Source organism: Bradyrhizobium sp. 41S5 (assembly GCF_011516665.3).
In the GTDB taxonomy this organism is placed as follows: domain Bacteria; phylum Pseudomonadota; class Alphaproteobacteria; order Rhizobiales; family Xanthobacteraceae; genus Bradyrhizobium; species Bradyrhizobium quebecense.
On sequence record NZ_CP083721.1, the window covers coordinates 898,119 to 917,282 of the forward strand.

Consider the following 19,164-nt stretch of genomic DNA (forward strand, 5'->3'; position numbering starts at 1 on the left):
CTTTGCTCGGCAGAGCAAAGCGGGTGGGGATCAACTCTCTCCGAGAGCAGCGGTGCGTGTGGCTGACCCTCATCCCGACCTTCCCCCTTCGGGGGGAAGGAGAAAAGATCAGGGCCTGCACCCGGGTCATGCTTCTTCAATCGGGATTCGCGTGCCGGAATTCGCTACGCCGCCCGTTTAATCCCCATCGGGGTCTTGACAGGCGAGGGCGGTATCGTGGGCAGTGTGGCTGTTGATCGGATGTTGCTGGATGCGGTGGCGCATTATGGTGCGGGCCGCGCGACGGAGGCCGGCATGCTGTGCGGCGACATCCTCACCGCCGATCCCGACCATGTTCCGGCGCTGCATCTGTCCGCCGTCATTGCCTTCGTGACCGATCGCGCCGCGGAAGGCGCGGTGCTGCTGAACCGGGTGTTCAGCCTCGATCCGCATCACGGACCGGCGTTCGCCACGCTCGGCGATGCGCTCGCCGTGAAGGGCGAGCACGAGGGCGCGGTGGCGGCGTTCCAGCGCGGCATCACATTGCGGCCGAAGGATGCCGGCCTGCACATCAAGCTCGGCGTTGCGCTGTGCGAGCTGTCGCGCTTCGACGAGGCCGAGGCGGCGTTTCGCCGCGCGATCGCACTCGATGGCGGCCTGACGCGGGCGCGGTTCAACCTGGCCGTTGCGCTGGCCGGGCAGCAGCGCCCGGTCGAGGCGGAGCAGGCCTATCGCGAGGTGATCGCGCGCGATCCCGCCTATCGCGGTGTCTGGCTCAACCTTGGCAATGCGTTGACCGATCAGAAGAAGCACGACGCCGCCGCCACCGCCTATCGCCGCGGGCTCGCCGCGGATCCCGATCATCCCGGGCTGCATAGCGGCCTCGGCGCGGCGCTCTACCGCCTGGGCCGGCTGGAGGACGCGGTCCTGCACTATCGCCGCGCGATCGCGCTCGACCCCGACAATTTCGCGCCCCGGCGCCTGCTGGCCATGGTGCTGCACGAACTGGGCGAGCGCGAGGAGGCGGTCCGCGTCTATCGGCAGGTCTCGGCCCGCGATCCGTCCGATCACGTCATCCTCAACAATCTCGGCGCCTGCCTGTTCGAGCTCGGACAGGTCGATGACGCCATCGCCTGCGCCGAGCTGGCGCTGGCGCTGGCGCCGGACTATGCCGCCGCGCACACCAATCTTGGAATCATCTTCGAGGCGCAGAACCTGGTCGAGGCCGCGGTCGCGGCGCATCGGCGCGCCATCGAGCTCGAACCCAATTACGCCAAGGGCCATGCCAATCTCGCGGTCGCGCTGCGCAATGCCGGCGAGATCGATGCCGCGCTGGTGGCCTCGCGCCGGGCCATCGCGCTCGATCCCGAACAGCCGCTGGCGCATTACAACCACGCGCATTTCCTCCTGATGAACGGCGAGTTCGAGGAGGGTTTTGAAGAATATCAGTGGCGCCGCAAGACCAAGATGCTGAGCGAAGGCGATCCCGTGTTCGACGAGCCGGAATGGCAGGGAGAGCCGCTGGCGGGACGCACGCTGCTGTTGTTTGCCGAATACGGGCTCGGCGACGCCATCAATTTCGTCCGCTACGTGCCGATGCTGGCGGGCAAAGGCGGCCGGATCATTCTGCAGGTGCAGCCGGCGCTGGTCTCGCTGCTGCGGCCGATGCTGCCCGATGTCGCGGTGTTCGCCCGCGGCGAGCCCTTGCCGCCATTCGACCTGCAACTGCCGCTGCTGAGCCTGCCGCGGATCTTCCGCACCACCGTCGAGACCATTCCATCGGCGGTCTCCTACCTGCAGGCCGACGCCATCAAGCTCGCGCGCTGGCGCGAGGCGCTCGCCGGCGTGTCCGCGCTGAAGGTCGGCGTGGTCTGGGCCGGCAATGCCAGGCACAAGGGCGACCGCCAGCGCTCGCTGCCGGCCGATGCCGTGCTGCCGCGGCTGGTCACACCTGGCGTCCAGCTCTACAGCCTGCAGAAGGAGCCGCGGCCGGACGATGCCCCGGTGCTGCGGCGTCTTGGTGCCGATATTGTCGACCTCGCGCCGACGCTCGGCGATTTTGCCGACACCGCCGCGGCCGTCTGTGCGCTCGATCTCGTCATCGCCGTCGACACCTCGGTGGCGCATCTCGCCGGCGCGCTGGGCCGCCCGGTCTGGATGCTGTGCCCCTATGCGCTCGACTGGCGCTGGCTGCGCGATCGCGCCGACACGCCCTGGTATCCGACCATGCGGCTGTTCCGCCAGGACAGACCGCAGGCCTGGGAGGGCGTGCTGACGCGGATGGCCGACGAGCTCGCGCGCGTCGCACGGGGGGAGCGGCACCTGCTGCTGCCGCCGGCGACGCACCGCTGACGACGAGCCGAGCCTCCCGGCCAGTCACCCCGCGCTCATCCCCTGCGCGCCGCCGAGCAGCTTGGCATTCAGCTGCCCGCCGTCGAACAGCATTTCACTGACCGCGCCGTCGAGGTCGGAAGTGGTGACCGCACCGCCACCGTTGCTGACGATGCTGGCCTGGGCGAGACGGCGCATCAGCTCCTTGATGAAGGCGGCGCTGACGCCTTCGGTGCGTCGCACGGCCTCGTCGATGACGGGCTGTCCGAGCGGCAGGCCCTTGCCATAGAGCCGGATCAGCTTGCCGCGTCCGGTCTCGTCGGGCAGCGGCACCTCGATCGCCTGGTCGATGCGGCCGGGTCGGCCGGCGAGTGCACTCTCGAGCTCTTCGGGGCGGTTGGTGGTCAGCAGGAACAGGATGTCGCAATCCTCCTTCAGGCCGTCCATCTCGTTGAGCAGCTTGTTGAGCAGGGATTCCTCGCACGGCCCGCCCATGTCCTCGCGGTCGCGCGCGATCAGGTCGACATCCTCGATCACGACCATGGTCGGCTGCAGAAGGCGCGCGAGGTTCATATAGGCGCCGAGCAGGCCGACCTGTTCGGCGGTGATGATCAGCGTGGTGTGATCAGGCAGGTTGGTGGCGAGATAGCGAATGGTGTGGGTCTTGCCGGTGCCGGGTGGGCCATAGAGCAGGATGCCCTTGCGGGTCGACTGCCCGAGCTTGCGCAGCAGATCGCGGTTTTCGACAAAGCCGAGCACGTTGCGATCGAGCAGCCGCAGCGTCCGTTCCGGCAGGATCACATCATCGCGTGCAACCGTCGGCAGGCGATGCACGGTGACGCCGCGCGAACGGCCGCGATAATCCGAGCCCCCCTCGAGCGAGAGTATCTTGCCGCGATAGGATCGCGCTGCATGTACGGCAGCTTCCAGCGCGGCAAAGGTCGGCTGCACGAAGGCATCGCCGGCCGTGCCCGCCGGCAATGCGATCTCGATCCGGACTGCGGGCTCGCGGTCATATTCACGATGATAGGTCAGCAGCACGGCGTAGCGTAACGTGCCGGACCGGCACAGCCACAAACCGTTGACGAGACATTTCACCGGCTCGGGCTCGCCGATATCGACGTCCTGATACTGCGGCGGCGCGATCGCCGGCGCATTGCGGCTGTCCTTCATCAAGGACGCAAATCCAATCGTCTCGTAACGATATTCCTCGTGGATGCCGAAGAAGTGGATCGGGTCGGCGAGCAGTCTGTCGATCGCGACCTGAACGTCGGCACGCATGTGGCCCGGAAACTGGCGTGCCCGCGTTACGATCAGGTTGCGCGGCACGCCGGCGAAATGCCAGTCGAGCGCAACAAAGGCGTATCGAAACTCTTCGCTCGGCAATTCTTCCGAGCTGCGTCGCGCGGCGAGCAGGCAGTCCCTGCACAGCGAGGCCGTCGTGCCGGAGAGAATAATCTCCGTCACGGCCTTCGGGGCTTCGCAGAGGTCGCAGGGGCGGCTGGCATCGGCGGATTCGCTCGTGATCATCAACGGGTGGCCGTTGGAGCGGATCAGCCACTTGGCGCTGTTGAACATGGCCCGTGCGACGGCGCCCGGATACGGGCCGCACGGAATGGCGCCCCTGGTCTCGATCAAGGCGGCGGTCGCGATGGCTTCCTGTTGGGACTTCCCGAAAACCGTGCGCAGGAGGTCCTGCACGAATTCCAGCGGCGTCTCGCCGTCGTCGTGGATGAAGAGCTGGACCGGACCGTCATCGGCAAAGACGTCGTGCATAGGACCTCCGAAACGCAACTGGGACCGAAAGAACAAAATAAGAACATCATGGCGCGCCCTGCACGTCAAGCGAAAGATTGTCCCGCCTCAGCCCTGGCGTGTAGCGCGCAGATCGGCCCGCTCGGCCGAGAACGACCTCCATGCGTAAACGCCGCTCAACACCTGTGACGATCGTGTTGCGGCAAATGCCAAGAGATGGTCGTCGCGGCGGCAAACTTCCGACACATCATCAAGGCGAAAAGGGCTATCCGACATGGCGCGAGCGCGAGAGCAGAGTCCTCCCGGGGATCTGCGGTCGCGCAATTATTTTAATAAGAGGCCCTCGTGTCGCACAAACTTCGCTTTGCGCTTCTCCTCATCCTCGCCCTGTTCGTCTCGCCCGCGCTCGCGCAGCCGGTCGCCAAGCCGGCGCCGCCGCAACCCAGTACCAGCGACGCATTGACGCCGGAGCAGGCGAAGCGTGCGCTCGAGACGCTGCAGGACGACAAGAAGCGCGGCGAGATCATCAACACGCTGCGCGCCATCGCCAATGCCTCGCCGCAGGCGGCCGCGCAGCCGGCGCCCGAGCAGCATTCGCGGATCCCGCTCAGTGCGGACAGCCTCGGCGCGCAGCTTCTGCTGATGGTCTCGGAGCAGGTTGGCGAGATGTCGCGCGAGGTCGCCGACGTGGCGCGCACGCTGACGCACTTTCCGGCGTTCTATTACTGGTTCCTGCGCACCGCCAACGATCCGGCCGCCTATGGCCTCATGATCGACATCGCCTGGAAGCTGGCGCTGGTGCTCGGCTGCGCGCTGGCAGCCGAATGGGTGGTGTTCCGTTTGATCAAGCGGCCGGTTGCGTTCCTCGAAGCGCGGCTGCCGCAGACCGCGCGCGTGCCGGTGCAGGCGCTCGCCAGCGCCGATCCGCCGTCGTCGGTTGCCGACGTCACGCCGGAGGGCGATCTGTATCGCCGCCGGCTCAGCCTGGCGCGGGCCTGGCAGTCGCTGGTCCGGCTGCCTTTCGTGCTCGGGCGCCTCGTGCTCGAGCTGCTGCCGGTGGTCGTGTTTCTCAGCGTGGCCGCCGCGCTGCTCAGCACCGAGATCGGCAATCAGTCGACCACGCGGCTCGTGATCCTCGCGGTGATCAACGCCTATGCCTTCTCGCGCGCGCTGATCTGCGCGGTGCGCGCGCTGGCCGGCCCGTTCGGCCTGGTCCGCGTCCGTGCCGAGACCGCGGCCTATATCGAGATATGGGCGCGGCGCATCGTCGCCGTCGGGGTCTCAGGAATCTGCCTAGCCAATGTCGCATTGCTGCTTGGGCTGTCCCACGCCGGCTACGCCGCGCTGCTCCGGCTTGTGATACTGGTGGTGCATCTCTTCATCGTCGTCATCATCCTGCAATGCCGCCGGCAGGTCGCCGACGTCATCCGCGCGCCGGCCGATCGCACCGGCCTCGCGGCGCGGACGCGCAATCGCCTCGGTTCGCTGTGGCATGTGCTGGCGATCGCGCTCGATCTCGCGCTGTGGGCGGTGTGGGCGCTCAACATCCGCAACGGCTATTCGCTGCTGCTGCAATATTTCGTCGGCACCGTCGCGGTGCTGCTGGTCATCCGGCTCGTCACCATGGTGGTGCTGAGCCTGATCGACCGCGGCTTCCGCATCAGCCCGGACCTGATGCAGCGCTTCCCGGGGCTGGAGACCCGCGCCAACCGCTATCTGCCGCTGCTGCGCAAGGTGGTCACGGCGGTGATCGCCCTGGTCGGCTTCGTCGCGCTGCTCGAGGTCTGGGGTGTCGATGCCATCGTCTGGTTCTATGGCGGCCAGATCGGCTCTCGCCTGATCTCGGCGCTGATGACGATCGGCATTGCCGCGCTCGCCGCGGCGGTGATCTGGGAAGTCGCCAATGCGCTGATGGACCGGCAGATCGACACGCTGTCGCGCGAGGGGCATTTCGCCCGCGCCGCGCGCCTGCGCACCTTCCAGCCGATGCTGCGCACCGTGCTGTTCTGCATGATCGTCGCGGTGGTCGGGCTCACCGCGCTCAGCGAGATCGGCGTCAACGTCGCGCCGTTGCTCGCCGGCGCCGGCATCGTCGGCATCGCGATCGGCTTCGGTTCGCAGAAGCTGGTGCAGGATCTGATCACCGGGCTGTTCCTGCTTCTCGAGAACACCGTGCAGGTCGGCGACACCGTCACGGTGTCGGGCCTGTCGGGCGTGGTCGAGAATGTCTCGATCCGCACCATGCGGCTGCGCGCCGGCGACGGCTCGGTGCATATCGTGCCGTTCAGCGCGGTGACGACGATCACCAATGCCAGCCGCGGCGCCGGCAATGCCGCGGTCAGCGTCAACGTGTCCTACAAGGAGGACACCGACCGCGCCGGCGAGGTGCTGAAGGACATCGTCGCCGGGATGCGTCAGGAGACGGCGTATCGCGCGCTGATCCGCGGCGATCTCGAATTGTGGGGCGTCGACAAGGTCGACGGGTCGGTCGTGACCATCGTCGGCCAGATCCGCTGCACCGACGGCGGCCGCTGGTCGGTGCAGCGCGAGTTCAACCGCCGCATGAAGCGGCGCTTCCAGGAGGAAGGCATCGAGATCGCCTCGATGGGCCAGACCATCCTGATGCAGCTTCCCGCGCCCTCCGAGCCGGATTCCAACAAGCTGCCGCGCCGCGCGGCGGGCTGATTTGCGACACCGCGTTGCGTCTCATCGTTGCGACACTGTCTCGCGACGGTGAGACGGCAAGGGCCTCGCCGGGCCCGAGGCATGGCTTGCACCTGACCGAAAACGCCGCCTTTCTCCTCCTCTCCCGCGATTTCCACGGCTGGCACAGCGCTTGCTCAATGCATCTTCGAATGCGCGGCAAGACGCATTGCATGACTGAATCTCAAGCGAAAAGGAAACGCACATGGAGCTTGGCTACTTCACCATGCCCTCGCACCCGCCGGAGTGCGGACTGAAAGAGGGCCACGACTGGGACCTGCAGACGCTGCGCTGGCTCGACGAGCTCGGCTATCAGGAGGCCTGGATCGGCGAGCATCACACCGCGCCGTGGGAGCCGCACCCGTCACCCGACCTGCTGGTCGCACAGGCACTGCTGCAGACCAAGAACATCCGCATCGGGCCCGGCGGCTTCCTGCTGCCGTATCATCACCCGGCCGAACTCGCCAATCGCGTGGCGATGCTCGACCATCTCTCGAACGGGCGGCTGAACTTCGGCGTCGCCGCCTCGGGCCTGCCGAGCGACTGGGCGATGTTCAATGTCGACGGCATGTCCGGGCAGAACCGCGACATGACCCGCGAGGCGCTCGAGATCATCCTGAAGATGTGGTCAGAGCCCGCACCCTGGACGCACAAGGGCAAGTACTGGACGGTGTCGAAGCCGGACACGATGTTCGACTTTCTCAAGCCGCACATCAAGCCCCAGCAGGCACCGCATCCGCCGATCGGCGTCGCCGGCCTGTCGAAGAATTCCGACACGCTCAAGCTCGCCGGCGAGCGCGGCTTCATCCCGATGAGCCTCAACCTCAACCCGGCCTATGTCGGCAGCCACTGGGACTCGGTGGAAGCCGGCGCGGCCAAGACCGGCCGCAAGCCGAGCCGCAAGGATTGGCGGCTGGTGCGCGAGGTGTTCGTAGCTGATACCGATGAGGAGGCGTGGAGGCTGTCGACCGGCGACATGATGGGCCGGATGATGGGCGAGTATTTCCTGCCGCTGCTCGGCCACTTTGGTTTCAAGGACTATCTGAAGCACGCGCCCGACGTGCCCGACAGCGACGTCACCGTCGAATATTGCGCGCGCCGGAATTGGATCGTCGGTTCGCCCGCGACGGTCACCGAGAAGATCGAGAAGATCTACCGGGAGGTCGGCGGCTTCGGCGTGCTCTGCGTGTTCGGCTTCGACTACAAGCACAAGCCGGAAGCCTGGCGGCACTCGCTGGACCTGCTCAAGAACGAGGTGATGCCGCGGCTCAAGCATCTCGGCGCCGAGTTCGAGAAGGCTGCATGACAGATAGGCGGGGTGCGGGGCTTGCCTCGCACCCTGCCTCGCATATGTTTGAGGAAATTGTTTCGGTTCAGGGTCAGGGCATGACGGTCGACGCACAGAGTTTCAAGCAGGCGATGCGGCATTGCGCAGGCGCAGTGGCGCTGGTGACGGTCGGCCGCGAGCCGGGGCAGCGCACCGGCCTGACGGTGACCTCGGCCTGCTCGTTGTCGGACAATCCGCCCTCGGTGCTGGTCTGCGTTAACCGTAATGCCAGCGCGCATGAGCGCATCCGCGCCGAGCGCCATTTCGTCATCAACTTCCTGAACGAGGACCACGCGCTGCTGGCGCTGACCTTCTCCGGCCAGAAGGGCGTCAACGGCGACGACCGCTTTGGCTTCGGCCGCTGGACCACCGGCGCCACCGGCGCCCCGGTGCTGGAGGATGCCGTCGCGGCGTTCGATTGCGTCCTGGCGCAGGAGCTCGAGACCAAGACCCATTCGATCTTCATCGGCGAAGTCCAGCATGTGCGCGCCGTGACCACGGTCGATCCGCTGATCTATCTGCGCTCTGGCTTCCAGAGCGTGCGCAACATCCATGACCCGGTCGTGCTCGGCGACCTCGACGCGCGTCGGGTCAGCTGGAACGAGTTTTCCTGAAGCCGCGACGAGCGGCATGGCTCCCGAGTCAATCAGCACTGCTGACCAATCCTGATCAATTTGACGAACGCGCCATCAACGCGAGCGGCATGATATAATTGCCGTCGCGCATGCAAGAGCGATCGATACGGCGGCTCGAGTTCTTCAACTCTCCTCGTCAGCTGCACGTCCGCGCGATCTCGCTTTGCGAGCCCGCAACGTTCGTCGATATGTCGATCAACCGCTGCGCTCGTAGCGCTTGCCGCCGGCAAGCTTGAAGCACAAGTTCGTCCCGAGATCGCCAGATCTCTGGTCATCGACAAGGGAGACCAAATCATGAAGATCGTTGTGATCGGCGGCACCGGACTGATCGGCTCCAGGACCGTTGCCATTCTGCGGCAACGCGGCCACGACGTTGTCGCCGCCTCGCCGAAGAGCGGCGTCAACACCATCACCGGCGAGGGGCTCAAGGAGGCACTGGCCGGCACGGCTGTCGTGATCGACCTGGCCAATTCTCCGTCATTCGAGGACAAGGCGGTGATGGCATTCTTCGAGACTTCCGGCCGCAACCTGCTGGCGGCGGAGAAGCCGGCCGGCGTCAAGCACCATGTCGCGCTGTCGATCGTCGGAACCGACCGCACGCCCGAGAACGGATACTTCCGCGCCAAGGTCGCCCAGGAGAAACTCATCGAGGCGTCCGGCATTCCCTACACCATCATCCGTGCGACGCAGTTCATGGAATTCATCGGAGCCATCGCCGATGCGGGTGCAGTTGGAAACACCATCAGGCTCTCGCCCGGCCTATTCCAGCCGATCGCGGCGGAGGATGTGTCCGCCCTTGTGGCCGATGTGGCGCTCGAGGCGCCGCACAACGGCATCGTTGAGATTGCCGGACCGGAACGCGCGCCGTTCAACGAAATCGTCGCCCGCTACCTGAAGACGATCGGCGACCCGCGTCAGGTGGTGCGAGACCCTGATGCCCTCTACTGGGGCGGCCGGGTCGAGGAGCACTCGCTGGTGCCGTTGGGCGAGGCGCGCCTCGGCCGCATCGATCTGAACGAATGGCTGCGCCGCTCGCGGCCGACAGCCTGACGGCAACTTCTATTTGAGCCACACCAGCAGCGGGACGGGCGCGCGGCCCTTGCAGGACAGCGTGCCCTCGTAATTGTGCGTCTTGCGGGCGCTGTAGGTGCAGGGCGCGCCGTCCAGCACCAGTTCGGCCGTGACCTGCGAATCCGTGCCTGTGAATTGCAGCTGGATCTCGCCGGCGCGTTCCTCCGGTCCGTCCTGCGTGCAGATTCCGACATGCTTCATCTTCAGCGGCCCGGAGAATTGCCTGGGCGTCCCCGGCGCGCTTTCGGTGAGATGCCCGGTCAGCTCCCATTCGCCGAGCACGCCCGCCTGGCCGAGGATCTCCATCGCGCCAAGCGACAGCACGTGGCAAAGAGACAGCGCAACGGCGCCGAGCAGCGCCGCTCCACCGTTGCGCCATGTCGTCAGCGCCATCACAGCTTGCTCCCGGTTGTCTGGCGCAATTCGATCAGCTCCGGCCTCGACAGATCCGCATCCGCAGTGAGCCGGGCGATGTGATCAGCACATTCCCGGGTCTTGGCCTGATCGCCGGTCGCCCTGGCGCTCTTGATCATCCCGACATAGGCCGCCAGCCGATTAGGCTCCTTCTTGAGCACGGCCTCGTAGGCGGCGAGCGCGTCGGGGGCCTTGCCGCGATCGAGCAGCATCGCGGCGTAGAGCTCGCGCGCGGGCGCGAGCGGTCCCGGGGTGACGGGATGCTTCTCGGTATTGTCTTCCGCCTCCGCGGCGGCATTCATCGCGCCGAGCGCCTCGTCGTATTTGCCTTCGGCGTACAGCACCCAGGCGCTCGAGATCTGCTGCTGGATGTCGACGATGTTGGACCAGTAGGCGTCCTTCGCGTCTTTCAGCTTGTCGCGCAGCTCGGCGAGCTTGGCGACATCGGCCTTGGCGGCTGCCGGATCACCGGAGCGTGCGGCGCCGACCGCCCGCGCGAAATAGGTGATGGCGTCGGCATAGGCGTATTTGGTCGGACGCACTTCAAGCGCGGCGGCTCCCTTCCAGTCGCCGCGTTCGAACACATAGCGGGCCTGGCTTGCCGCCACCGCGTAAGGCCCGGCGAACCGATCTTGCTTGAACTCGATCTTGCCGAGCTCGTCGACCACCGCGCGGGCCTCCTTGTCCTGGCCCAGTTGCAGGTAGGCGTAGACCAGATAGTCCATCGCGTGCGCCTGGTCTTGCTGTTCGCCGTCTTCCTTGGCGATGCGCGCGGATTCCTTGTTCGAGGCGATCGACTCCTTCCAGTAGCCGACGCGCGTGAAGATGTGCGACGGCATGTGCTGTGCATGCGGCGCGCGTTCGGCGATCTTGGCATAGCGCATCGCCGCGGGGAGGCCCTTCTCCGCGAGCGCCGGATAGTCGTAGAGATGGATCAGATAGTGGGCGATGCCGGGGTGCTCGGGCTGGCGCTTGAAGATCGGCTCGAGCAGCGCCGCGCCCTTCAGCTGGTTGGCATAAGTCTTGTCGGTAGGGGATGCCGCGACGTTGAGCGTGATCGCATAGGCGATCTGGGCCTCGTCATCGTCGGCATAGTGCGTCGCGACCTGCTCTTCGGCCGCGAGGAATCTCTGCACGCGCGTGCGGTGATCGACCTTGTCATAGTCGACATACATCGCGGCGATCGCGTCGACGTATTCTCGCTCGCGCGGGGTGTTCGCACCCAGCGCTTGGCCTTTCTTCACGGCTTCGAGGCCGAGCGGAAGGTTCTCCGGCGGCGGCGGCCCGTGCGGATTGTAGAGATAGCTGAGCGCGATCCCCCAATAGGCGATGGCGCATTGCGGGTCGGCCTCGAGCACCTCCTCGAAGGTGCGTCGCGATGCGCTGTACCAGAACGAATGCTGATACAGCATGGCGCGATCGAACGCCTCCTGCGCTTCCGGTTTGCAGGATGTTGCAAAATGGACCTTGCCCAATCGTTGTTCAGTAGAATCCGAGGCGGCAGGCTGCGAAATGGTCGCGGCAACCAGGCCAACGACCACAGCGAAGGGAAACCGTGTCATGGGACCCGCTCCGTGGCGTTGAATGAAAGGCGTACGATAACACCGTTCCCGCGCGGCCGGAACAGGAGGTGCGCTTCCGGTCTAGCTGTCCAGCTCGATCCCTAACGCCTTGATCTTCCGGTACAACGTCGCGCGGCTGAGCCCGAGCGCCTTGGCAGCGTCCGTCACTCTTCCGTCATTGGTGTGCAATGCCTCGACGATCGCGGCGCGATCGGCCGCCGCGTGATCGGCCCCCACGTTGCGTGCGCCGAACGGCGGCAGGTCGAGATCGGCCTCGGTGATGACGCCGCCCTCGGCGGTGGCACCTGCGAGCCGCAGCACGTGGCGGAGTTGGCGCATGTTGCCGGGGAACGGATAGGCCGCCAGCTGGGTCCAGGCATCCGGCGCGATGCGGCAGTGCGGCGCCTCTTCGTCGGCGATCTGCGCGATGATGTCCCTGCGGTCGGCGCGTTCGCGCAGGGCGGGCAGCCGGATCTCCATGCCGCGCAGCCGATAATACAGGTCGGAGCGGAAGCTGCCGCCCTCCGCCATCCGCGCGAGGTCGCGATGGGTGGCGCTGATCAGGCGGATGTCGACGGCGACCGGCTTCAGTGCACCGAGCGGCCAGACCTCGCGGTTTTCCAGCACGCGGAGCAGTCGCGTCTGTAGCGCAAGCGGCATGTCGCCGATCTCGTCGAGGAACAGCGTACCGCCAGAGGCCTGCACGATCAGCCCCTTCGATCCCTCGCGCCGAGCGCCGGTGAAGGCGCCGGCCTCGTAGCCGAACAGCTCGGCGTCGATCAGGCTCTCCGGCATCGCCGCGCAGTTCAGCGCGACATAGTTGCGACCGGCGCGGTTGCTCGCCGCGTGGATGGCGCGCGCGAACACGTCCTTGCCGGCGCCGGTCTCGCCCCGCAGCAGGATCGGCAGATCGAGATTGCCGACCGTCATCAGCCGCTTCACGCCCTTGATCAGCACGGGATCGCGGCCGGCGAGCCGGTGCAGGCCGGAAAACTGTCCGGCCGGCGTTTCGCGCGATGGTGTCGGCAGCGGGCGGGAGACACGCGCGCGCACCGGCGGCGCCACGCGGCCGCGGCCCCATGGCGTGCCGTCGGCCCGGCGCAGCGTGACCGGTTCGTCCGCGGCCCGCGTCGCGCGATCGTCCAGTTGAATCAGATGCGACAGGTCGATGCCGTCATCGATCATCGCATCGGTCAGCCCGAACTCGCCGCGCGCGGTGCGACAGGCGCCGACGACGCGGCGGTCGTCGTCATAGGCGAGCATGCCATGGCCATCGCCGGGCAGCGTCGCGATCCATGAGGCGCGGTAGCGCCGGCGGAAGAACGACTGCTCGATCCGCCGCGTCGCCTCCGCGGTGACGGCGAGCGCCAGTTCATGCGCGCTTCGGCCGAGATCGCTGCGGCAGGAGGAGATGTTGACGGCGCCGGCGAGCCGGCCGGCATGGTCGAACAGCGGCGACACCGCGCAGGTGAACATGTGCCACTGCTCGCGGAAATGCTCGTCGCCATGCACGATGATCGGCCGCTGCTCGGCGAGCGCGGTGCCGAGCCCGTTGGTGCCCTCGAAGGTCTCGGCGAAGTTCGAGCCGGTGTAGATCTTCCACTCCAGGAACATCCGCGCGTAGTCGCCTCCAGGCAGGCGGCTCACCAGCATCGTGGCGTTTGGATCGGCGAGGTTGACGCAGTAGCCGGAGTCGTGGAGTACGCGGGCAAGGTCCTCGAGCTCCGGGATCGCGACCTGGATCAAATCCTCCATCGGTTCGGCGATGTGCCGGACCTCGGCTTCGGTCAGGGTCTGCGGCGGTCCGCGCCGGGCCGGATCGAGGTTGTGATTGACCACGCAGCGCCGCCAGGACGCGGCAATCCGCGCCTCGGTGTCGACGCCGGCCACCTGATTGGCCGCCGATAAAACACGGGCGACGTGATTTGAGGCCGAAAGATTGGCCATCCAGAGGTCTCCACCCCTAATTTTCCGTGAAGTCTCGCACCCCGACAGCGAATGTCAATTGGCCGACGGGGTCGCGGGGAGGGGGCCTTGGGGTGGGAATATCAGCCGAAAATGCGGTGCCTGGACGGACAGGCGCGCGGCGCGGTCAATGATTGGGACTGGCACAGCCCGGCAGGCGACCTCCTGCCGGGCTGTGCCATCGGCGCACCCGAGGGCAGATCGGGCCGCTCAATGATCGGTGATCGCAGCCGCCTCGAGATGCGATTGCAATGGAAACTGGATCGATGGAGGGAGCGCATCCCGGCAGAAGCGGGCGAAGGGCTGGCGCCTCTAGATGTAACGGAGCCTCGACCAGGCCAGGTCGATCAGCGTCGCGATCTGCCTGGATTGATCCAGCAGAGCCTTCCGGCTCTCCGAGTTTTCAATCCTTTCAATCATCGTGCACGTGCGTGCGTGATTGATCTGCAGAGCGAAAACAACCTCCTGGAGCGCTTCGCGGGTCTGCTGCGCTTTCGAGGCCCATCGCTCGGGCGAGGACGCCTCCACAGTCAGGGCGATCGCAGGTTGGGTGTGTAGTTCGACGCCGCGCGTTCGACGCTTGTGCGTTTGAAAGCTTACGATGTTCGACATTCTGCCAGCTCCGGAATGAAATCATCGGTCATCGGAAAACGATCTAACCGGTCCGGCCCTAACCGTTTGGTCAACCGACCTATCGGAATTCAGTAAGATCGAAAGACTTTAATGTTGGCTCGATCGGCAGCCCGTGCCTTGCGCAATCGGGGGTGCGGAGGACCTCAAAAGCCAAAGTCTGCTCCTGGGTCTTTCACCATCGCTGCCTTGAACGCTTCAGCGTTTCAGACGGCAGTTCTCCGATCACGCGCAAATACTCCGAAGCAAAGCGACCCGGACTCTGGAATCCGCACTTCAAGGCGACGCCGGTAACACTCGTCTGCTCGTTCGGCCATCTCAGAAACTCGGCCGCGCGCTGAAGTCGCACGTGCTTGGCAAACTGCCCCGGCGATGCACGACCTGCCAGGGCGAACTCGCGAAACATCGTCCTGACACTGACATTGGCCAGCCGGGCGAGGCTCTCGATGTCGATGGGCTTGTCCCAATTGGCTTCGATGAACGCCTCGACCATGTCGACAACTGCGCGGTTGGCACTCGACGGTTGACGTTGCAATTGGTCCGAAAAATTATGTCTGTGAGCGAGCAAGAACTTGAGGATGAGGTTTCGCTCCATCTCGCAGAGGACGACAGAAGAGTAATCGGCGCCGAACCGCTCAAGCTCCTCTGCAAATCTGAAAACGTCGTGGCGAAGGAACGACATGTGCGCAGGGTCCGGGTTGTCGCCGGCAAAGACCAATTTCCGGTCGCTTGCATCGCCCAGAAGGTTCTTGAGCGAGCGCTCAAGCGCCCCTGCATCAATCCTGATGACGAGTTGCCTGTAGCCAGGGGAGAAGTCGAGCCTCAGCCGTGATTCCGCCGAGATGAACGGACTCCATGCGCCAATCGGCTCGCTCGCGTTCGCTGTGCTGAAATTGGCGGACCCCTGAATGGAAAAGAACTGACGCAGCAGATCCGCCTCGGGAAACGATAGCGACGCCGCACAATCGTAGGAACAGAAGGCCGCGCCGATGGACGTCAGGCGCACGTAGTTGGCGTGGATTCCGAAATCGTGGTCACGGCAATCGAAGCCGGTTGCACCAAAGGCCGTGAAAAGCCGATCGCGCGCAAACTCGCTGTCACGCGACCTCACCACTGGATATCGTTCAAGATACGCAGCGCCAGCCAATTCGAATCCCTCGTCCGGACGAGCAAGTTTACGACAGACTCTCGATTATATCACTAACTATCGAAGGGGCCGGAATCTCGGCTGAAAGTACATCCAGTGCCACGATAGCCGGAAATTGCCATCCGGGGGTCTTGCGAGTTGGCACTACCCGGACAAACCAGTGAGCAACTCCATTGTCCCTCATCAAAGGCCAAGCGACCAACGCTCGGGGGCATGATCGATTGTGGTCAGGGCGGAACAAGAAGCTAAAGCGCGATGACGATTCAACCTGATCTCATCGCGCTTTAGAGGCGGTCATCCGGCGTCGATGCGGCTGGCAAGAATCGTACTAAAGGCGGATTAAGCCCGTTTGCGTATCTCTCGCGCCATGTACGCGGAGCTTCAGCTCATGTCGCTATGCAGATATCCATGGAAGCCGGGCTAGGAGGCTACGATGCCTGTCCGTTGGCTGACCCCATCACCGATCCTGTGCGTCGAGCGCTTCGGCAGCTTCGACGAATTTCGTCCCAACGATGTGCTTGGCAGGATCAACAGTACTCCGCTGCATTCGGAGCCGATTTCGGTTTCGCGCAGTGTTCTGGCGCTTCCAGACTGCCTTCTGGTGATGCAACGGTCGTTCGCCCGGCGGATGGAAGGCAACCTGGGAGCCGGTCGCGGCGTGGGGCTCGTCGTTCCGCTGGCATTCCATGCAACGATGAACGGGAGCGAGGTCGGCGATACCACGATTGGCGTCATTCGTGGCCAGGCGCCCGCGGATGTCGTCGAACGGCACGCAAACACCTATCTGATGCTCCGCTTCGGGTCCGATATGAGAAATCGCGGCTGGGCCGACTTCGATGACGGAATCGAGCTGTTCAGGCTGGCGCCGGGGAAGATGCTGGCGCTGCGGTCGGCAATTCTGGACATGTTCTGCCTGGCGTCGGACTGCCGGGATCTCCGGCAATTCGAACTGCTGAGCGGACACATCCAGGAGACGCTGATCGCCGGGCTCGACAGCGTTTTCGTCCAGGACAGCGTCAGGCAGGCGCTGCCCGGTTCGTTCGACCGGCATCGGAAGCTTGTCGAGCGCCTTGATGAACTGGTGGCCGTGGCCGGCGAGGCCGATCTCTACAGCAGCAGCCTCGCACAGACGCTCGGCGTCTCCGTTCGGACGCTCCAGACCGCTGTGCAGCACGTCTGTGGTGTGAGCCTGCATCAACACCTGCGGTCGAAGCGCATGTGGTCCGTCCGCAAGCTGCTGGTCAAAGGCAGCCCGCTTCTCACCGTGACGGCCGCTGCGCATGCCAACGGGTTCTGGCATATGAGCGACTTCGCCAGATGCTACGGCAAGGCCTATGGCGAGATGCCGTCGGAAACCCTCGCGCGGGCGCGCGGCTTCTAGTCAACGGACGCTGCCGCCGGCGTTCGGCCTATCTTCGCTTGATCGCTTCACCTCACCCGCCGTGAGCAGCACGAACGAACGGCCGGCCACCTTGCAGGTGCTGTCGAACGCGAACTGCGCGCCCGCCGGTTGCTCCGGCGCATTGGTATCCACGAGCAGCGACCACTGCTGGCCGGCGGACGTCGGCGGCAGCTTGAAGTCGACCTCGCCCTCGTAGCTGTTGAGGATCACAAGCACGGTGTCGTCCTCGCCCGCGCGCGCGATCGCGGTCTTGCGGGCGCGGCCGTCGAGCACGACGCCGAAGCATTTGATCCAACCGGTGGTCCAGTCGGCCTGCGTCATCTCCACGCCCGAGCTGTTGATCCAGACCACGTCGCGGATCTCGAGCTGGGAATCGCGATCGCCGGAGAGGAAGCGGCTGCGGCGCAGGATCGGATAGTCACGCCGCAGCTTGATCATCCGCTTGGTGAAGGCGAGCAGTTTGTTGGCGTCGTCGGAAAAATTCCAGTCGAACCAGGAGATGTCGTTGTCCTGGCAATAGGCGTTGTTGTTGCCGCGCTGGGTGCGGCCGAACTCGTCGCCGCCGAGCAGCATCGGCGTGCCCTGCGAGGTCAGCAGGGTCGCCAGCATGTTGCGCTTCTGGCGTTCGCGCAAAGCCCGGATATCGGGGTCGTCGGTCGGGCCCTCGGCGCCGCAATTCCAGGAGTGGTTGTCGGACGAGCCGTCATTGTTGTTCTCGCCGTTGGCCTCGTTGTGCTTGTTGTTGTAGCTCGCCCAGTCGTTCAGCGTGAAGCCGTCATGGGCGGTGATGAAGTTGACGCTGGCCCAGGTGCGGCGACCCTCGCGGTTGAACAGGTCGTGCGAGCCGAGCAGCCGCGGCGCCAGCGCGCCGGGCGCCGCCTCGCCGCGCCAGAAATTGCGCACGGTGTTGCGGTACTTGTCGTTCCACTCCGCCCAGCCGGGCGGAAAGCCGCCGACCTGGTAGCCGCCGGGGCCGCAGTCCCAGGGCTCGGCGATCAGCTTGACGGTTGCGAGCAGCGGGTCCTGGTTTACAGCCTTCAGGAAGCCGGACTGCTCGTCGAAGCCATAGACCTCGCGCGCCAGGATGGTGCCGAGATCGAAGCGGAAGCCGTCGACATGCATGTGGCCGGCCCAGTAGCGCAGGCTGTCCATCACCAGCTGGATCACCCGCGGATGCGACAGGTTCACCGTGTTGCCGGTGCCGGTGTCGTTGATGTAGTAGCGCCTCTTGTCGGGCAGCAGCCGGTAATAGCTCGCATTGTCGATGCCCTTGAATGACAGCGTCGGGCCGCGTTCATTGCCTTCGGCGGTGTGGTTGTAGACGACATCCAGAATGACTTCGAGGCCGGCGCCATGCAGCCGCGACACCATCTCCTTGAATTCGCGCAGGCTGTTCGGCACGTCGGCGGCGTAGCGGGGGTCCGGCGCGAAGAAGCCGATCGTGTTGTAGCCCCAATAATTGGTGAGGTGCTTTTCCAGCAGGTTGCTGTCGTTGATGAAGGAATGCACCGGCAGCAGCTCGACCGAGGTGATGCCGAGCGCCTTCAGATGATCGATCGCCGCGTTCGTGCCGAAGCCCGCGTAGGTGCCGCGCAGGTTTTCAGGGATGCCCGGATGCTGCCCGGTAAAGCCCTTGACGTGGGTCTCGTAGACGACGGTCTCGTCCCAGTGCACGTCCTGCCGCTGCGCCTCCTGGACCCAGTCGAAGTTGGGATCGACCACCACGCATTTCGGCATGAACGGCGCGCTGTCGCGCTCGTCGAAGGTGAGATCGTCGCCGGTTTCCATCTTGTAGCCGAACACCGCCGGATTCCAGGTAAGGCTGCCGGCATGGGCACAGGCATAGGGATCGAGCAGCAGCTTGTTCGGATTGAACCTGTGGCCGCCGTCGGGCTGGTAGGGGCCATACACGCGATAGCCGTAGAACGTGCCGGGCTGTACGCCGTTGATGAAGCCGTGAAACACCTGGTCGGTATATTCCGGCAGCTCGAAGCGATGGGTCTCGCGCTCGCCGTCGAACAGGCAGATCTCGACCTTGGTGGCGTTGGCGGAAAACACCGCGAAGTTGGTGCCGTGGCCGCTCCAATGGGCGCCCAGCGGATAGGGCAGCCCTTCCTCGATCACGAAATCGGACATCGGTCCCCCCAAGCCCTGGAACTGACAAATCAACCTGCAACAAACGCCGCCGCGCGGAAAACGTTGCATTGGCCAGTTTAGCGGCAGTTGTCATGGATCGTGTGACG

13 protein-coding genes are annotated in these 19,164 nt (G+C 65.2%); 6 read left to right on the forward strand and 7 right to left on the reverse strand.

Annotated elements, in window-relative coordinates; all coding sequences use genetic code 11:
• Positions 1-240: 240 nt before the first annotated feature.
• Complete coding sequence (locus HAP47_RS04325; RefSeq protein ID WP_173640665.1) at positions 241-2,331, forward strand: tetratricopeptide repeat protein; 2,091 nt, start codon at positions 241-243, stop codon at positions 2,329-2,331.
• Between the two features lie 24 nt (positions 2,332-2,355).
• Here the strand turns inward: HAP47_RS04325 and HAP47_RS04330 are convergent, their stop codons facing one another.
• A complete protein-coding gene (locus HAP47_RS04330; RefSeq protein WP_173639295.1) occupies positions 2,356-4,086 on the reverse strand; it encodes an ATP-dependent Clp protease adaptor ClpS in 1,731 nt (576 codons plus the stop codon).
• A gap of 324 nt (positions 4,087-4,410) precedes the next feature.
• Here HAP47_RS04330 and HAP47_RS04335 point away from each other — a divergent pair, with 324 nt between their 5' ends.
• The 4 genes from HAP47_RS04335 (at position 4,411) to HAP47_RS04350 (ending at position 9,780) form a co-directional block, all read left to right on the forward strand.
• A complete protein-coding gene (locus HAP47_RS04335; protein ID WP_173639294.1) occupies positions 4,411-6,750 on the forward strand; it encodes a mechanosensitive ion channel family protein in 2,340 nt (779 codons plus the stop codon).
• Between the two features lie 223 nt (positions 6,751-6,973).
• Entirely contained in the window at positions 6,974-8,074 is a 1,101-nt protein-coding gene (locus HAP47_RS04340) for an LLM class flavin-dependent oxidoreductase (protein ID WP_173639293.1), read from the forward strand.
• A gap of 80 nt (positions 8,075-8,154) precedes the next feature.
• Positions 8,155-8,709 (forward strand): flavin reductase family protein, encoded by a 555-nt coding sequence (locus HAP47_RS04345; protein ID WP_173639292.1) that lies wholly within the window; start codon positions 8,155-8,157, stop codon positions 8,707-8,709.
• 315 nt (positions 8,710-9,024) lie between these two features.
• Complete coding sequence (locus HAP47_RS04350; protein ID WP_173639291.1) at positions 9,025-9,780, forward strand: SDR family oxidoreductase; 756 nt, start codon at positions 9,025-9,027, stop codon at positions 9,778-9,780.
• Positions 9,781-9,789: 9 nt separating this feature from the next.
• Here HAP47_RS04350 and HAP47_RS04355 read toward each other — a convergent pair whose 3' ends face one another.
• The 5 genes from HAP47_RS04355 to HAP47_RS04375 form a co-directional block, all read right to left on the reverse strand.
• Positions 9,790-10,194: a hypothetical protein gene (locus tag HAP47_RS04355; protein WP_173639290.1), complete on the reverse strand. Its 405-nt coding sequence runs from the start codon at positions 10,192-10,194 to the stop codon at positions 9,790-9,792.
• Entirely contained in the window at positions 10,194-11,777 is a 1,584-nt protein-coding gene (locus HAP47_RS04360) for a hypothetical protein (protein ID WP_231168752.1), read from the reverse strand. Before HAP47_RS04360 ends, HAP47_RS04355 begins: the two co-directional genes overlap by 1 nt.
• Before the next feature lie 81 nt (positions 11,778-11,858).
• The gene (locus HAP47_RS04365; protein ID WP_173639289.1) at positions 11,859-13,724 is read right to left on the reverse strand and encodes a sigma-54-dependent Fis family transcriptional regulator; all 1,866 of its coding nucleotides are present in this window, start codon (positions 13,722-13,724) and stop codon (positions 11,859-11,861) included.
• A gap of 330 nt (positions 13,725-14,054) precedes the next feature.
• Positions 14,055-14,354: a hypothetical protein gene (locus HAP47_RS04370; protein WP_173639288.1), complete on the reverse strand. Its 300-nt coding sequence runs from the start codon at positions 14,352-14,354 to the stop codon at positions 14,055-14,057.
• 193 nt (positions 14,355-14,547) lie between these two features.
• A complete protein-coding gene (locus HAP47_RS04375; protein WP_231168753.1) occupies positions 14,548-15,483 on the reverse strand; it encodes a helix-turn-helix domain-containing protein in 936 nt (311 codons plus the stop codon).
• Between the two features lie 469 nt (positions 15,484-15,952).
• Between HAP47_RS04375 and HAP47_RS04380 the strand changes: the two genes are divergently transcribed.
• Positions 15,953-16,900 carry an AraC family transcriptional regulator gene (locus HAP47_RS04380; protein WP_173639286.1) on the forward strand — a complete coding sequence of 316 codons (948 nt, stop codon included), beginning with the start codon at positions 15,953-15,955 and terminating at the stop codon, positions 16,898-16,900.
• On the opposite strand, the gene glgX is transcribed toward HAP47_RS04380, so the two are convergent.
• On the reverse strand, positions 16,901-19,057 hold the full coding sequence (glgX, locus tag HAP47_RS04385) for a glycogen debranching protein GlgX (RefSeq protein ID WP_173639285.1): 2,157 nt from the start codon (positions 19,055-19,057) through the stop codon (positions 16,901-16,903).
• Positions 19,058-19,164: the final 107 nt, after the last annotated feature.

Bases quoted from the DNA above. Each gene is read 5' to 3' on its own strand.
- HAP47_RS04325 (WP_173640665.1), top strand. From the start codon at position 241: ATGTTGCTGGATGCGGTGGCGCATTATGGTGCGGGCCGCGCGACGGAG.
- HAP47_RS04330 (WP_173639295.1), bottom strand. From the start codon at position 4,086: ATGCACGACGTCTTTGCCGATGACGGTCCGGTCCAGCTCTTCATCCAC.
- HAP47_RS04340 (WP_173639293.1), top strand. From the start codon at position 6,974: ATGGAGCTTGGCTACTTCACCATGCCCTCGCACCCGCCGGAGTGCGGA.
- HAP47_RS04345 (WP_173639292.1), top strand. From the start codon at position 8,155: ATGACGGTCGACGCACAGAGTTTCAAGCAGGCGATGCGGCATTGCGCA.
- HAP47_RS04350 (WP_173639291.1), top strand. From the start codon at position 9,025: ATGAAGATCGTTGTGATCGGCGGCACCGGACTGATCGGCTCCAGGACC.
- HAP47_RS04355 (WP_173639290.1), bottom strand. From the start codon at position 10,194: ATGGCGCTGACGACATGGCGCAACGGTGGAGCGGCGCTGCTCGGCGCC.
- HAP47_RS04360 (WP_231168752.1), bottom strand. From the start codon at position 11,777: ATGACACGGTTTCCCTTCGCTGTGGTCGTTGGCCTGGTTGCCGCGACC.
- HAP47_RS04365 (WP_173639289.1), bottom strand. From the start codon at position 13,724: ATGGCCAATCTTTCGGCCTCAAATCACGTCGCCCGTGTTTTATCGGCG.
- HAP47_RS04370 (WP_173639288.1), bottom strand. From the start codon at position 14,354: ATGTCGAACATCGTAAGCTTTCAAACGCACAAGCGTCGAACGCGCGGC.
- HAP47_RS04380 (WP_173639286.1), top strand. From the start codon at position 15,953: ATGCCTGTCCGTTGGCTGACCCCATCACCGATCCTGTGCGTCGAGCGC.
- glgX (WP_173639285.1), bottom strand. From the start codon at position 19,057: ATGTCCGATTTCGTGATCGAGGAAGGGCTGCCCTATCCGCTGGGCGCC.